Genomic DNA, 14,420 nt, shown 5'->3' on the forward strand with positions numbered 1-14,420 from the left:
TGCCGTTGCTGAGATCGTCAATCGCTTCAAGGGACGGTCATCCCGCTTGATGCGAAAGGAGTTCCCCGCCCTGCGGTCTCGCCTCCCGACCTTGTGGAGCCGCAGCTATTACGCTGGGAGCGTCGGGCACGTCAGCGCGCAGACTGTCCAAGCTTACATCGCCGCGCAGAAGGGTGTCTGAGCCGTGACAGTGCGATCCTACAAGTTCCGCATCCGCCCGAACCGGGCCCAGAGCACCGCCTTGGCGGCAAGGCTGCGGGACTTCTGTGGGCTCTACAATGCCTGTCTGCAACAGCGGATCGAAGCCTACCGCCGTCGCGGGATCAGCCTGCGCTACGTTCACCAAGCCTCCGAATTGAAGACTGTGCGGATGGCCGAACCCGATCTGGCGCGATGGTCTTTCTCCGCGTTGCAACAGGTCTTGCGCCGGGTCGATCAGACCTACGCCGCATTCTTCAAGCGCAAGCGCGGTTTCCCTCGCTTCCGCGCCAGTGCCCGCTATCACGCGGCAACGTTCCGCGTTGGCGACGGGCTGACGATCAAGAAGGGCCGCCGCATCGGCATTGTCGGCGTGACTGGCGGGATTAAGGTCGTTTGGCACCGGGACCTGCCGGACGACGCGGAACTCGGAAGCGCGATCCTCACGCGCCAGAACGGTCAGTGGTTCGTGGTATTCTCCATTGAGGCTGCGTTCGCGCAGACCTGCGGCACGGGATCAGTTGGGATTGACCTTGGGCTCAACAGCCTGATCGCGACAAGCGACGGTGAGACAATCCAGGCTCTGCGCTTCGCCCGCAAAGCGCAAGCCGCTCAACGCCGCCGTCAACGTGCCCTCGCCCGATGCAAGCGGGGATCGACGCGCAGGCTCAAGGCCAAGCACCGCCTCGCTGTCGGCTCAGCCAAGATCGCTGACCAGCGCCGTGACTTTGCCCACAAGCTGTCGCGGTCGCTCGTGACGCGCTACGGGGCGATTGCCTTTGAAGACCTCAACCTGACCGGGCTCAAGCGCGGGATGCTGGCCCGTTCCGTTCACGACGCCGCGTGGAGCCAACTCGTCCAATTCGTTCAGTACAAGGCTGCGAGTGCCGGTGCTGAAGTCGCTTTGGTCGATCCTCGTGGCACAAGTCAGACCTGTCCTGAGTGCGGGACGATCAAGGCCAAGGCCCTTTCCGAACGGGAGCATCGCTGCGAGTGCGGTGCTGTTCTCGACCGGGATGTTGCTGCCGCGATGGTTGTGCATCTCAGGGTTTTTGGGCCGGGAACCGGCCTTCGGACGATAACCGGGCGGGTTGCCGCGTAGGTTGTCCGAGAAGCCGCTTCCTTTAGGGAGCGGAGTGTTCACTCAACCAAAAGAGATCCGAAATCGTCACGGACGATTACTGACATTGACTTCCTATGGGCACTGCCAGATTGGAAAATTTGGGATAGGGACCGTTAAGGATTAGGGCATACCCGCGGACTGTCCGTTGAGAGGTGCAGCAGCCGGTTGGTCATGGGTCGTTTTGATCGCCGGAGGCTCTGCTGGTCGGTCGCACAGACCAGCCATCTGGATCAAGCCGAAGCCGAAGGTCGGATCTCGCCCAGGTGTGCCAAGGTCGCGCGTGTACTCTTCGAGGCGGGACCGAACGGCTTTGGCATCCAACGCCCGGTTAGACGCGAGCACTAGACCTGCGGCGGCCGATACAAAGGGGACCGCATAGGACGTACCTGTCCTCAAAATGTCACTGCCCTGGGCCGACGATAGACGCTCGCCCGGGCTACACGCCAGATCCGGCAGACACGGGCCAGGCGATAGGGCTTACGGCTGCTCGGCGAGATGGTCCGGCTCATCGCCTCGACCTCCTGCGGGCTAAAGGGCGGTCGCTCTCCAGCCCGGCGATCTTGGCCTCCAGCAGTTCGCGCTCCAGCAGCATCTCGCCGAGCCGGGCCTTGAGCCGCTCGGTCTCCAGCGCCTCGCCGGTGGCCGGGCGGGTGGCGAGACTGGACTCGCCGGCCGCCAGGAAGGCCTCGCGCCAGGCGCTCAGCGTGGCGGCCGTCACGCCCAGGGAGCGGGAGACCGTGTCCAGATCCTCACCGCGTAGCAGCCGCAGAACCGCCTCGCGTTTGCGCTGGCGCGACATGCGCCCACCGCGGCCCGGACCGGCCGTATCCTTCATCGTCTCTGTCATCATCGTCACCCTTCTGCGGATCTCGTCCGCTTACAGGGTGTCTCGGGGAACTGTAGGGCAGAGGAACAGCGCCTACCGCGGAGCAGCCTTTGCCTCTGCCGTGCAGAGCAAAGGCGGATGCCCGCGCGTGGTCCAGACAGGCGTGTGGGGCCAGCCTGGTGGCCATGCCTTACGCAAGCTGCGGGCGTGGAACCATCACGTCCAGCACTTGCGCTGCCGGATCGAGAAGATCTTCGGCACGTGGAGGCGCAGCTACGGCCTACGACGCATGCGTTGGCTGGGACTCACGAAAGCCGCCCTGCAGGTCAGACTCACTGCGATGGTCTACAACCTCAAACGGACAGCGGTGCTCCTGACGCCGGAGACGGCCTGATCGAAGGCGAACGGCTCGCTTAAACATCCCCTGAGGCGAACGCCGCGCGTTAACACCGACGGTCTGGGAGAAGCGAGGTGGAGGGCATCACTCACACTCACAGATGCTCCTATAGAGGTCAAGAGGTTGAAGAGACTGCCGTGGGAGACCTGCTGGTGCGGCAGAGATAGCCGAAGATCTCCCGTGCGACAAAGCGCTTCAGACAGCGAATGATCTCCATCTTGCCCTTACCCTCTGCCATTCGCCTCCGGACGTAGTCGCGGGTGGGAGAATGGCTGCGCATCCTGATAATGACTACACGATAAAGGGCGGCGTTGGCCTGACGATGGCCAACGCGGTTGAGCCAGTGACGCATGCTCTTGCCGCTCGAGGCAGGAACGGGGCAGGCGCCACACAATTTGGCGAAGGCCGCTTCGGAGCGAATGCGCTCAGGGTTGTCGCCCACCAGGATCAGCATCTCGGCAGCCGTACCAGTTGACATGCCATGAACCTCCTTTCCATCTCGTGATAGCCTCTGCTGTTCGCCGGCAGGATCAGTTTTGCGCATTCCTTGTCCTCCGCAGGTAAGAGTCTGACGGATTCCTGCGGGCGGACAGGATTGTGATGGGACGATTTCCCTCAAGCTCCTATCAAGTCACGCTGTAGCAGACCGTCGGTGCCACACAGAGGACCGACACTTCAATGCGAAGACACGAAGTCAATCAAAGCAAGGGTCAGGCCCTCCAGGCGGCATTGACATTCTCACAATCGAAGCAGTTGCCTTTCCCGGACATCAAGATCTGGATGTCATGCTTGTTAGCTCAGCCCAATCAGCGAAGGTGCAATCCTGACTGCTGCGGTCCTCATAATGGATCAGCCCAGTGGGCAGACATCGTAGCGTCACAGCTTTGCGCCGCGCCTCCAGGGCCAGTTCCTGGTGCAACCGGTCGCCGACTGCCCAGCCGACCACCCGTCGGGCGAACAGATCCAGGATCACGGCCAGATACAGCCAGCCCTCGCAGATCCACAGGTACGAGAGATACTGTCAGCAAATTCCCTGTTGGCTGTTTCGCAAGAGGAGGACTGCATGAGCCTCCATTCCGAGCCGATCGGTGAGATCCCCGCCGACATCGTGCGGGTTGCCCGGGCAGCTTTCCCTAAAAGGTTACATTGCGACCCGGCTCCGGGATGAATTTAGCAGCCTCTCCCAGAATGAGGACTTCCGACGGTTCTGCCCCCAGCCGAGGTCAACCCGCCCTTGCACCGTAGCGGTTGGCTCTGATCACAATCTTCCAGTTACTCGAGCACCTCAGTGATCGGCAGGCCGCCGATGCTGTCCGTTTGCGCCCGGATTAACTGGGAGTACGCCCTGGGGCTCGAACTGACTGATCCCGGGTTCCGCTTCAGCGTGCTGACCGAGTTCCGGGCGCGCCTTGTCGCCGGCCAGGCGGAGCGTCTGTCGTTGAATACAATGCTCGAACGCTTCAAGGCCCGCGGTCTGATCAAAGCGCGCGGCAAGCAGTGCACCGACAGCACGCATGTGTTGGGGGCCGTGCATGACCTCCATCTTCTGGAACTCGTCGCTGAGACGCTCCGCGCCACCCTGGATGATCTGGCCGCCGTTGTGCCGGACTGGGCTCGCGTGATTGCTCAGCCGGCCTGGTTCAAGTGCTATGCGCATCGCATTGAGGACTACCACCTCCCCAAAAGCCGGGAGAAACGCGAAGCCCTCTCGCTGGAGATCGGCGCGGATGGGCTCGTCCTGCTCGATGCCTTGGATGATGCGAGCGCGCCGGCTGCGGCTCGTTCGGTGCTGATGGTGCAGACGTTGCATGACGTATGGCGGGTGCATTATGCCCGAGACCATGAGCGGCCGCGCTGACGGGCTGGAGCGGAACTGCCGCCGGTCGGCGAGCGGCTGCAGTCGCCCTACGATCCCGAGATGCATTACAACACAAAGCGTCAGATCGAGTGGTCCGGCTACAAGGTCCACATTACCGAAACCTGCGATGCCGACGCGGCTACTTGGTGACGCACGCGAAGACCTGCCCTGCGATGGAGCAGGACATGACGAGCACGGCCGAGATCCCCGCCAGCTTGGCGGCCAAGGGGCTTCTGCCCTCTGAGCACTTCGTAGACTCAGCCTACGTTGATGGGGCCTTGTTGGTCAGCAGCCGAAGGACTACGGCATCTCGCGTTAGAGTCACAAAACTAGCGCCGGAACTCCTGCATCTTGCGCCAGCGGAGATTGTATGTCTGACGCAGGCTTGGCGGGTTGGCGTCGACTGGGTAGGCTCGATTGATTAGGGCCTCGCTGTCGCCAGGGGAAATGTAGAACTGACCGATCTGCGTATCCAGTAGCCGCAGTGGACCTGCATTGTCCAGGTAGACCCAACCGCCGAGGGTCTCGCCATGCCCTGCGGCTCCTCTGTGCGGCTTCTGCACGTGCCTTACCTGCGCATCGGCAGTTCCAGAAAGCCCAACCACTACTGCCACGCTGAGTGTTGCAAGTCCCCATTTCGTGACCGTCATTGCGAGCCCTCCTCTTTCGATGTGAGAGCCACGGAGGGTCAACCTGCCCCCAAGCGCTTCACTACAGGAAAACGCAGCAAGCGGAGCGAGCGTTCCAATGTTGGTGCCACCGAGCTGATTAGATCCCGTTTGCACGATCCTGGCCTTGGGCTGAACGCTCGAATGCGCGCTTGGTCTTGTCGCGCGACCGCCTCTTGCTATAGGGACGATCCTTGTTCGAGAGGCGTACGGAACTGGACCTGCTGGTCACCATCATGAGCTTCAGTATCTTTGCTGGACTCCCAAAAGAGGTGACCCTGCGATGAGCGATTTCACACATACCAAACCAACTGACCGCCGGTCTGAACAGCCCAGCGCCTGCCTCGAAATCGCTGCATGGGGGCGCTTCGCACCTCAAGATGGCAGCGCACTCCTGCGCCGTAAGATGTCTCGATGTTCAGCCCGGCGATCGCATTCTAGCACTTGGCTGCGGTACAGGACTAGTGGGTCATCTGCCGTCGGATCTGGTATAGTGGCGTGGTGATCCTCGTGCTGCGAGGTGCCCCATGTCGCGCCACCAGAAAGATCCCTTGCGCCCGCTCACCCCGGAGGAGCGCACAGAGCTCACCCGCCTCAGTCGCTCCCAGATCGCCCCCGCCGCTGAAGTCGATCGGGCCCGCGCCCTGCTGGCGATTGCCGATGGGGCCAGCTACACCGCCGCCGCCCATCTGGTCGGGCGCGGCCACAACGAGACGATCTCGGCCTGGGTCAGCCGCTTCAACCGTGAGGGACTGGCCGCCGTGCGCCCGCATCATGGCGGCGGGCCGCGCATCCGCTACTGGGCTCACGAGCAGCAGCGCATCCTGGCCGAATGGGCGCGATCACCCGAGCGCGAGACGGACGGCACCGCGACCTGGTCGTTGAGCCTGCTGCAGAAGGCGCTGCGCCAAGCGCCTGACGGCCTGCCCCGGGTCAGTCGGTTCACCATCGCCCGCACCCTGCACGAGGCGGGCCTGAGCTGGCAGAAGAGCCGCACGTGGTGTGAAACCGGCGTCGCGCTGCGCAACCGCAAGCACGGGGTGGTGCACGTCAGCGATCCCGATGCGGCTGCCAAAAAAAGCTGATCGAGCAGGCCTACACATCCGGCACGCAGCTGGGATTGTCCGTCTGGTGCGAGGACGAGGCGGGTCCGTTCCAAGCCGTGCCGCATCCGGGTCCGTCGTGGCAGCCGCAAGCTCACCCGATGACACAACCGCACGAGTATGTCCGTGGCGGCACGACCAAGATCCTGACCCTGTTTCATCCCGCCTCCGGCCAGGTGCGTCTGCAATCGGCCGAGCGCTGTACGAATGCGGTGCTGCATCCATGGCTGCGCGAGCGTCTCAGCGCGATCCTGGCGGAGTTGCCCGCCCCAGCCGTTGCGGATCCAGCTCTCACGCATGCCGCGTGGGAGGTCTGGCAGGCGGGGCTGACCCGGCGCTTCACCTTGCCGGAGGAGTTGCCGCCATTGCGGCTTCTGCTGGTGTGGGACAATCTCACCGGCCACAAGACTCCTGAACTGGTGCTGTGGCTGTGTGCGCATGGCGTCATGCCCTTGTACACGCCGGTCGCTGGCAGCTGGCTCAACATGGCCGAGTCGATCCAGCGCGTGCTCAAACGGCGGGCGCTCGCGGGACAGCATCCGCATAGTTCCGACGAGATCGGGAGCTGGTTCGAGCAGACGGCACGCTGCTGGAATGCGCAGCCGACACCGTTTGTCTGGAATGGCAAACGCCGGCAGCGGCGACGGCGCTTCTCGCATGACGCAATCCATCCGCTCGGCGGCTCCGGAGCCTGCACTCGCCAACGGCTGCCTCAGCCAAGATCACAGGCGCCAGCAGAATGCCAGATCCGATGGCAGACGACCCACTAGGGCTGCCGGTCTGCTTGGCCAGCGGCGCAGCCAAGGTTACCGATTTTGATCCCACGTTGGTGAAGCTAGCCGTCGCATACCGCCGCTATTGCGCGGCATTCCTTCTCGGTCGGTTGGATCTGCGTCGCCGAGGCCTTGAGTCTCTCCGAGACAGCGACATGCCCGTGGACAAAGTGCTCTGGGTTGGCGCCAGAGAATATCTGGGCGACAGAACCAAGGTCTTGCGACGGCTCTCTCCGCAGTCGCACCGGGCGGTCAAATTGCAATCGTATCCCGGCCGCTGGCATTACCCAGGATGGCCACTGCACAAGGCGAGGACGTTCGGCTTGCTATGATCGGCGCTGGATGGATGGGAACCCGGGTGGAGACATTGCCACTCTGGGACGGGTTTTCGGTGTGCGCAATCGGCTGTCGACTCTTTTGAGAGGCGGGAAACACCACTCGCTGGGACTGAACATCTCAGGCCGCAACGGCGGTCCCAGCGTGAAACATGCCCTCGGATGGCCGTGTCCTCCGGCAACGCTCGGCCTTTAAGCCTGCTATGGGCGGATGCGACAAGGGGAGGCGAGAGCAAGCCGGCGCGCAGCGGCATCAGGGAACGATTGTACTGCAAGTGCGTATTCCGCCTACAGCCGTCGATGTCAAGATGTAAAGTCGCCTCCCACCATGCTCAACAAGTCAGCGCAGCCCCTCCAATTGGATCTTCCGGTCCTCCTCCCGAATGCACCGGACGAGGCAGATGCGTGCGTTGCCCGCCTCGTCAATGATCTTTCAGACCAGGAGGGGATGGAGCAGGTCCACGTGGTACCAGCCGCCGGTGGAGAGCCTGCCAAGCTTTGCATCCACTACGCACCCGAGGTGCTGAGCCTGTCCCGGGTCCGAGAAATTGCCCGGCAGGCCGGAGTTCGCCTGACCGAGCGCTTCGCCCACGCTCTCTGGGAGGTAGACGGGCTTCAGAGCCAGCGGCGTGCCCGCACCATAGCCGAGTGGCTGCGACGCACGCCGGGAGTGATTGAAGCGGACGTGACGGCGGCCGGACCGCTTCGGATCGAGTTTGATCGCGAGATGACATCCGAGCTGGAACTCCGGCGCGTGCTCGGCGATATGGGCGTGCAGATCCGGGAGCAGAGGCCACGTGAGACCATCCGGGCGGAGGGACGAGCGGCCGATGACGGTCACCGGCGTGACGAGCACGGGCACGAAGCGGAGCATGGCAATCGCGAGCATCAGCACGAGGGGGAGCATGCCCATGCCCATGGTGGAGTGCTGGGCGAGAATACAGAACTGATCTTTGCCCTCCTCTGTGGCGTGCTGCTCGGCCTTGGCTACCTGATCTCGGCCACGACGAAGGCACCTGTATGGCTGCCACTTGCCTTCTATATCGCTGCGTATGGGTCCGGAGGCTTCTACACCCTGCGTGAAGCAATTGACTCACTCCGTCTCGGCCGGTTCGAGATCGATACGCTCATGCTCGTGGCTGCAGCCGGTGCCGCCGCCCTCGGGGAGTGGGCCGAAGGCGCGCTGCTTCTCTTCCTGTTCAGCCTCGGCCACGCGCTCGAGCACTACGCCATGGGACGGGCGCGCCGCGCCATCGAAGCGCTCGCTGAACTCGCCCCGCGAACGGCCGAGGTGCGGCGGGGAACAGTGATCCGCGAAGTTCCGGTCGAGGAGCTAATGGTCGGCGACACGGTGGTCGTAAGGCCGAACGCGCGCATCCCGGCCGACGGGTTTGTCATCGATGGCACCAGCAGCGTCAACCAGGCCCCGGTGACTGGCGAAAGCGTGCCTGTCGACAAGCGCCCGGTCGATGATTCCGAACGCGCTGCCGCCAGACCAGAGAGCGTGGATCCCGAGCATCGCATCTATGCCGGCACAATCAACGGCAGCGGAGCGCTGGAGATTCAGGTCACCCGGCGCGCGGGCGACACAACGCTGGCCCGTGTGGTTCAGATGGTGAACGAGGCTGAAGCGCAGAAATCGCCGACCCAGCGCTTCACCGACCGCTTCGAGCGTGCCTTCGTCCCTGCCGTCCTGGCTTTCGTTGTGATCCTGCTATTTGCCGGGGCAGTAATCGACGAGCCCTTCCGCGACACCTTCTATCGCGCCATGGCCGTGCTCGTTGCCGCGAGCCCGTGCGCACTTGCTATTGCCACACCAAGCGCCGTTCTCTCCGGCGTGGCTCGGGCAGCCCGGGGCGGGGTGCTGGTCAAAGGTGGGGGGGCGCTGGAAAACCTTGGCACACTCGGTGCCATCGCCTTCGACAAGACGGGAACCCTGACGGAAGGCAAGCCGCGCGTCACGGATGTGATCCCTGCACCCGGTATCGATGAACGCGAACTCCTTACCGTTTCGGTCGCCGTGGAGGCGCTCAGCGACCATCCACTTGCCGCCGCAGTGGTCCGTGACGGGCACGCTCGGCTCGGAAGCATGGTCACGGTTCCAACTGCAGAGGATCTGCGCAGCATCACCGGGCGTGGCGTGGCGGCTCGGATCAGCGGCGAGCCCGTGTTTGTCGGCAAGAGAGAACTGTTCGCAGAGGTCGAGGGGCCAACACTACCACCCGCGGTGCGGGCCACGATCGAGCGCCTCGAACAGCAGGGGCGCACGACGATGATCGTCCGGCTTGGCGAGCGTTACCTTGGCACGCTCGGCCTCATGGACACGCCGCGCGAGCCCGCCATCCAGGTCGTGGGGCGGCTGCGAGAGCTCGGCATTTCACGCATGATCATGATCTCCGGCGACAATCAGCGCGTGGCGGATGCGGTCGCCAAGCAGGTCGGCATCGAGGAGGCCTGGGGTGACCTGATGCCCGAAGACAAGGTCCAGGCTATCAAGAAGCTGCGGGCACAACAGAAGGTGGCCATGGTGGGGGACGGCGTGAACGATGCGCCCGCCATGGCGAACGCGACGGTCGGCATCGCCATGGGCGCAGCGGGCTCGGACGTCGCGCTGGAAACCTCCGATGTGGCGCTGATGGCTGATGACCTTGAAAACCTACCCTTCGCAGTGGGCCTGAGCCGGCGCACGAGCAGCATCATTCGGCAGAACCTGTGGCTCAGCCTTGGCATGGTGGTGTTCCTGATTCCCGCGACGGTACTCGGACTACAGATCGGGATAGCCGTGCTCTTCCACGAAGGCTCAACTCTCGTGGTGGTCGCCAATGCGTTACGCCTTCTCGCCTACCGCGATCCCACAGAGCGCGTGCCTCTGGCGGAGGCCCGGGTTGCATCACCCTGATCGCATGGCAGCCGGGCCACTGAGGCAATGCAGGCTGCTCCGCTGTCGGGAGAGACTAACTGGGATGTTTGTCCCAACGACAGAAAATTGGGTGTCGCATCTGTTTGATCTTGGTGGTGTAGTGTTTTTGGGACCAAGTGCCGTTCGCTTGATCAGGTTGTCCAAGTTGCCTCAAGGCACACGGGAGCTCGTCTGTCCGGACTACAAGTCTCTGATCTATGCGCCTGCCAACGGGCCTGCGCGTCGTTGCTGCCACCACGGAAGGTTTGCGTTTGGACATCCCCCAAGGTAGTTGCCATTCCACATCGTGATTTTTTGTTTGGACAGCTGGCATGGGCAACGTGAACTTCGGTCGGCAGATATTTAACCGAAGGAAGGAGCTGAGGCTGTCCTTGCGTGAGCTCTCACGTCTCTCAGGGATTTCGACGTCGTCGATTTCTCGTGTCGAAAACGGACTCTTCTCACCAACTTTAGATAATGCTTTCAGGCTCGCCACAGCCCTAGGAATTGATCTAGCTGACTACAGTGGCACTAGCCACATGGGGGCCCCGCAGGTTCAACCGTCTGTGAGTTGCCCATTCCAGGATGACAGCGGAAACGGCAATCCCGTAACGTACAATGAAATTGCCATCACCATTCTGAAAGTCGGAATACGACGGAACCTCAGCAAGATAGCAGCTCGCAGCTCGTACCGTCAGATGATTGTTCTGAGGGGCTCGGCCCAGATACGTACGAACGGCGGCTTTAAAGCAAGTCTGCAGCCAGGGGCAATGGTCGACTGTGAGGCCATTGCGCTACATTCGTTCTTTGCAGTGGCGGCGGAAGAAACAGAGTTGCTCTGGATCCGGTAATGGGAGGCGCTCCTCGGAGCCAGCGAGGGTAGAACGCTGTGTTTGCCTTTGATCGGTCGCTGTGCGAGTGACAACGGCCGTAAGACGCTTCGATAAGGCGCCCTGTCAGTCTCCCTTGCCTCCAAGCCATCGTGATCAGATGAGGTACTCGTTCTGCCACCGCCCCCTGTCATGTCGCCATGAGGTGCAGCGCTCCATGATGATGGCACATGAGCTCAGCCGCGGCTTCGTTCATCTCGCTGCGGTTGCTGGCAGCACTTTTGTGGGCTCTTGCTCTATTGCTGGGCGGCAATACTTCATGGCTTCAACATACGTGGCTCAAGTCCGCAGACCATTCTTCACAGACGACTTGATAGCTGCGTGTCATCAGTCCAAGCTAGGCTCCCACGGAGCGGCACTTCCTAAAATTCTCCGGGTCTTCGATGGCAGCCAATAACGAAGCTGTGGTCACCGCTCTGATCCCAAGGATCGACATTAGCAGTGACACGACCGGCTGAATGATCTAAGTCGAGATTTGAGTTGGCGCTTGTGGCTGATTTCTTGTCGAATGCAACATCATCGCTCGTTTTTTCGGCCGCTTAGACAGCGATAACCAATAAAGCATTGCTTCACATCGGCGGTAGGGACCCACGCAGGTTCGGCACGCTCGCCGCGCTGACAGAACTGATCCCAACTAACATAGCGGTCATATGTATTAGCCCCGGTTTGAAGTACCATAGAACCCTGACTAGTGATCGCGTTACTCGTGTGGCGGCAACTCAAAGTCGTGGTCAAGGGTCGACTCTCCTGGGCAAGAACTCCTGTTGCTAGCAGGACTGTAGCAACGGTCAAGGCCAACTTGTTCATACCAAGCACCACTAGGATCGAAAATTTCTCCGCATAAAATATATATGCTGTAGAAGGTTAACAGTCTACTGAGTTCGCCTCTTTGCTGTTGGGCTCGCTTCGCTGAAGATCCTGCTGGCGAATGCGTCGGGCGCCCGAAGCGTTATCAGCTTGGAAATGTGGATTGACCGCGTTCATGCGAGCGGCGTGCCCGCGAACCAGGCACCAGCCGAACGAGGTTCATGGCTACAGCGGTCAGAACTGCTGGAGATGATCTTGACAGGTCCAGTGTAGCGGGAGCGCCAGCAGATGCTGGGCTGGCACGCCGGCCTACGCTTCCCCGGCCGAAGGCGCATTGCATCTTGGGACGGCTGGAGTTCTACCTCACCCCAACTACGCGAGCTGGTTGACCATGGTCGAGATCGGGATTGAAGTGCTCAAAAATCAGTGCTTGGGCGTGCGTATCAACACGCGCGAGTGGTTGAGCGGAAAATCGCGGCTTGTGAGTGCGAGCGAAACGCCGCTGGGCCCAGGGTTAGGTGGATGTTCACCACCGAAAACGCCCGTGCCAAGACGGGTCGCGCTTATGCCAAAACTACCCCTTCCGTCTCACCCGCAAAAAGGTCATAATCACTGAGCCGAGGATTTAGCCTCGATGCCTTTATCCCTATTGAATGTGTTCAGCATGACATGGCAAGCGTTTAAATCCTGATCCCATGTCGCGCCACAATGTACGCAGGTCTGTAGTAGGTCATCAGGCTTCAAAGGTTTAGTGATTACACCACAAGCATGGCAAGCCCAGTTAACTGTATCGTGTACGGTGATCGTGATTCCCTTCTTCTTTGCCTGGATCTCAACCCATTTCATAAAATATGACGGTGCGACAATGGTACGGTAGCGACGAGCTGCTGCAGGAAGGGGATTTTCCTGGCCTCTGGGCGATATGAGGCGGGACATCTTCGCAATTTCCAAACGATTGAGAATTATTGTGTCCGCATTCTTAACGATATCAGAGGCCAGTCGCCGATATAGGTCGTTGCGACGTGCAATCAGCTTCTCACGCTGATTCAACTCCCATAACCAAAGGCGCTTGTCACCAAGCCGCCACTTCTCGAGACGATGATATTCTTCCGGGGCCCAACCCTGATAGTCACGCCAGATGATCGCGAGAGATGCAACCCGTGCTGCACTGACCGATGTTTCAGTCTGCAACGCGAGCAATTGAGTAGCGAGCGGTTCCGGGGCGGCCGACCACTTGAGACTTTTTAACCATGCGATTATGTCGTTTCTCATGGTATCGCGCCGGGACTGCAAAGTTTCGACCAGTGCGAAGCCGTCTACAATATCCGACGGCAGGGTAACGAAGCGGGCTTGGGTGCCGTCGTTTTGAACGACAGTTGCTACGCGGATTCCTTCGGGAATGCGTCGCCAGCCTACGTCTACTGCTACCACGCGGCCCCTAGACTTTCGATCGCATTGCGCATCGACTGTTCTCGTGCAGGTAAAGGTCACTTGCCATCGCCACGACGGACCCAGCTTACGGCGGGTTACAACTACTTCTTTGATAAGACAGTCGTCGGGGATAGGCCGATGCATAACCAACGGCCATGTAACGGTGCGACGCTCACCGGATCGCACAAAAACCGTAGCAGTGAGGTTGGTACGCTGGAGACGGCGGCGTTCGCCCCGACTAGGATGCGTCCAAGCACCATCTGGAAGATTGCCAACTGAGAGCTGGGAGTGGGTTGCCCCGAAAAGCTCTGCTAATGTCATGCCACCTTGGATTTGATTAACGAAGCGCCCCGTACCATCGTAACGCTTGAATTGCATCTGACCGCCATTTCGCAACGCACCCTGTCGACCCCGCTCATATGCTTTGACAACGGCATTGTAATTCCCCCACCACAATCTACTCTCTTGGCGCGCCAACTTGACCGAGGTGCGGCGCTTGCCCTCAAGAGCGCGCAATCTTTCTCTAGCTTTCTCCCGAGCGGTCTTGCGGGCGGAGGCTGCGCCACCTCTAAGGTCGGCAATCTTAAGTGAAAGTTCTTGAATGTGCTCATCAAGCTCAAGAGTCTCAACTTTCCTTCGGTTTACCCTGCGAAGATTTTTTCTCTCTGCAATCAGGGAGCTTCGAGTGTCATACAATGACGTCAATTGGCGATGGATATCCTCGACTTCCGGATCGGACATGATCAGAGCGGAAGAGCCCTCACGGAAGGCATGCTCGATTTCAACTAGTCGGTTCCAAAGCTGATTCATCCGCAGGAGTTCGTCTTCGCAATCCTTGTCCCAATCTATAGGGTTCAATAACCCATATTGTCTTATTACCACCTCCGCCCGCAGGGTTTCTTCCACTTTCACCAACCTTCGCAGCTCTAAAAAGCTGCGCATTAGTCCACTATCCTTAGAGATTTTGTCAAGTTTTCTCCCCGTTCCCTACTGGTTTGTGTCCGCTGCTCTCCTCTGCTCTGGGGTCTGATCCTCAGATGGATTTGGCTGCCATATCCTGTGTTCTGAGGGCTGCGACAAGGGCCCCATGGACACGCCTGCTCATCAACGCT

The 14,420-nt window shown here is 60.7% G+C and carries 12 protein-coding genes and 3 pseudogenes; 8 read left to right on the top strand and 7 right to left on the bottom strand.

The window, feature by feature from the left end; genetic code table 11:
- Together tnpA and OC446_RS26365 are read left to right on the top strand one after the other, a co-directional pair.
- On the top strand, positions 1-181 hold a 181-nt coding region (gene tnpA, locus OC446_RS26360; RefSeq protein WP_262031966.1), incomplete at its 5' end, for an IS200/IS605 family transposase.
- A gap of 3 nt (positions 182-184) precedes the next feature.
- On the top strand, positions 185-1,300 hold the full coding sequence (locus OC446_RS26365) for an RNA-guided endonuclease InsQ/TnpB family protein (protein ID WP_262031967.1): 1,116 nt from the start codon (positions 185-187) through the stop codon (positions 1,298-1,300).
- Between the two features lie 141 nt (positions 1,301-1,441).
- Here the strand turns inward: OC446_RS26365 and OC446_RS31150 are convergent, their stop codons facing one another.
- Both OC446_RS31150 and OC446_RS26370 read right to left on the bottom strand, forming a co-directional pair.
- The gene (locus OC446_RS31150; protein ID WP_410055148.1) at positions 1,442-1,717 is read right to left on the bottom strand and encodes a S8 family serine peptidase; all 276 of its coding nucleotides are present in this window, start codon (positions 1,715-1,717) and stop codon (positions 1,442-1,444) included.
- A gap of 20 nt (positions 1,718-1,737) precedes the next feature.
- Positions 1,738-2,171, bottom strand: a pseudogene (locus OC446_RS26370) (helix-turn-helix domain-containing protein); the annotation flags it as partial.
- A gap of 124 nt (positions 2,172-2,295) precedes the next feature.
- Here OC446_RS26370 and OC446_RS26375 point away from each other — a divergent pair.
- On the top strand, positions 2,296-2,541 hold the full coding sequence (locus OC446_RS26375; protein WP_262031968.1) for a transposase: 246 nt from the start codon (positions 2,296-2,298) through the stop codon (positions 2,539-2,541).
- Between the two features lie 118 nt (positions 2,542-2,659).
- On the opposite strand, the gene OC446_RS26380 is transcribed toward OC446_RS26375, so the two are convergent.
- Positions 2,660-3,022, bottom strand: coding sequence for a transposase (locus tag OC446_RS26380; protein WP_410055149.1), 363 nt, complete (start codon positions 3,020-3,022; stop codon positions 2,660-2,662).
- A 265-nt stretch (positions 3,023-3,287) separates the two neighbouring features.
- Positions 3,288-3,559, bottom strand: a pseudogene (locus OC446_RS31155) (DDE-type integrase/transposase/recombinase); the annotation flags it as partial.
- A 291-nt stretch (positions 3,560-3,850) separates the two neighbouring features.
- On the opposite strand from OC446_RS31155, the gene OC446_RS26385 reads away from it, so the two are divergent.
- Complete coding sequence (locus tag OC446_RS26385; protein ID WP_262031969.1) at positions 3,851-4,402, top strand: hypothetical protein; 552 nt, start codon at positions 3,851-3,853, stop codon at positions 4,400-4,402.
- 329 nt (positions 4,403-4,731) lie between these two features.
- Here the strand turns inward: OC446_RS26385 and OC446_RS26390 are convergent, their stop codons facing one another.
- Positions 4,732-5,052: a hypothetical protein gene (locus OC446_RS26390; RefSeq protein ID WP_262031970.1), complete on the bottom strand. Its 321-nt coding sequence runs from the start codon at positions 5,050-5,052 to the stop codon at positions 4,732-4,734.
- Between the two features lie 545 nt (positions 5,053-5,597).
- Between OC446_RS26390 and OC446_RS26395 the strand changes: the two genes are divergently transcribed.
- The 4 genes from OC446_RS26395 (at position 5,598) to OC446_RS31160 (ending at position 11,031) form a co-directional block, all read left to right on the top strand.
- A complete protein-coding gene (locus OC446_RS26395) occupies positions 5,598-6,155 on the top strand; it encodes a helix-turn-helix domain-containing protein (RefSeq protein WP_262031971.1) in 558 nt (185 codons plus the stop codon).
- Between the two features lie 35 nt (positions 6,156-6,190).
- Positions 6,191-6,943 carry a transposase gene (locus OC446_RS26400; protein ID WP_262031972.1) on the top strand — a complete coding sequence of 251 codons (753 nt, stop codon included), beginning with the start codon at positions 6,191-6,193 and terminating at the stop codon, positions 6,941-6,943.
- A gap of 666 nt (positions 6,944-7,609) precedes the next feature.
- Entirely contained in the window at positions 7,610-10,180 is a 2,571-nt protein-coding gene (locus tag OC446_RS26405; RefSeq protein ID WP_262031973.1) for a heavy metal translocating P-type ATPase, read from the top strand.
- A gap of 332 nt (positions 10,181-10,512) precedes the next feature.
- Positions 10,513-11,031 (top strand): helix-turn-helix domain-containing protein, encoded by a 519-nt coding sequence (locus OC446_RS31160; RefSeq protein WP_410055150.1) that lies wholly within the window; start codon positions 10,513-10,515, stop codon positions 11,029-11,031.
- A gap of 379 nt (positions 11,032-11,410) precedes the next feature.
- Here the strand turns inward: OC446_RS31160 and OC446_RS26410 are convergent.
- Together OC446_RS26410 and OC446_RS26415 are read right to left on the bottom strand one after the other, a co-directional pair.
- Positions 11,411-11,512, bottom strand: a pseudogene (locus OC446_RS26410) (transposase); the annotation flags it as partial.
- A 974-nt stretch (positions 11,513-12,486) separates the two neighbouring features.
- Positions 12,487-14,250, bottom strand: a complete 1,764-nt coding sequence (locus tag OC446_RS26415; protein WP_262031974.1) for a transposase — start codon at positions 14,248-14,250, stop codon at positions 12,487-12,489.
- Between the last annotated feature and the right edge of the window lie 170 nt (positions 14,251-14,420).

The sequence above is a fragment of the Microvirga sp. Mcv34 genome, from assembly GCF_024519725.1.
Lineage (GTDB): Bacteria > Pseudomonadota > Alphaproteobacteria > Rhizobiales > Beijerinckiaceae > Microvirga.

What these genes read in the sequence shown, in the direction of transcription:
- OC446_RS26380 (WP_410055149.1), bottom strand. Translation starts at nt 3,022, where the DNA reads ATGTCAACTGGTACGGCTGCCGAGATGCTGATCCTGGTGGGCGACAAC.
- OC446_RS26385 (WP_262031969.1), top strand. Translation starts at nt 3,851, where the DNA reads ATGCTGTCCGTTTGCGCCCGGATTAACTGGGAGTACGCCCTGGGGCTC.
- OC446_RS26390 (WP_262031970.1), bottom strand. Translation starts at nt 5,052, where the DNA reads ATGACGGTCACGAAATGGGGACTTGCAACACTCAGCGTGGCAGTAGTG.
- OC446_RS26395 (WP_262031971.1), top strand. Translation starts at nt 5,598, where the DNA reads ATGTCGCGCCACCAGAAAGATCCCTTGCGCCCGCTCACCCCGGAGGAG.
- OC446_RS26405 (WP_262031973.1), top strand. Translation starts at nt 7,610, where the DNA reads ATGCTCAACAAGTCAGCGCAGCCCCTCCAATTGGATCTTCCGGTCCTC.
- OC446_RS31160 (WP_410055150.1), top strand. Translation starts at nt 10,513, where the DNA reads ATGGGCAACGTGAACTTCGGTCGGCAGATATTTAACCGAAGGAAGGAG.
- OC446_RS26415 (WP_262031974.1), bottom strand. Translation starts at nt 14,250, where the DNA reads ATGCGCAGCTTTTTAGAGCTGCGAAGGTTGGTGAAAGTGGAAGAAACC.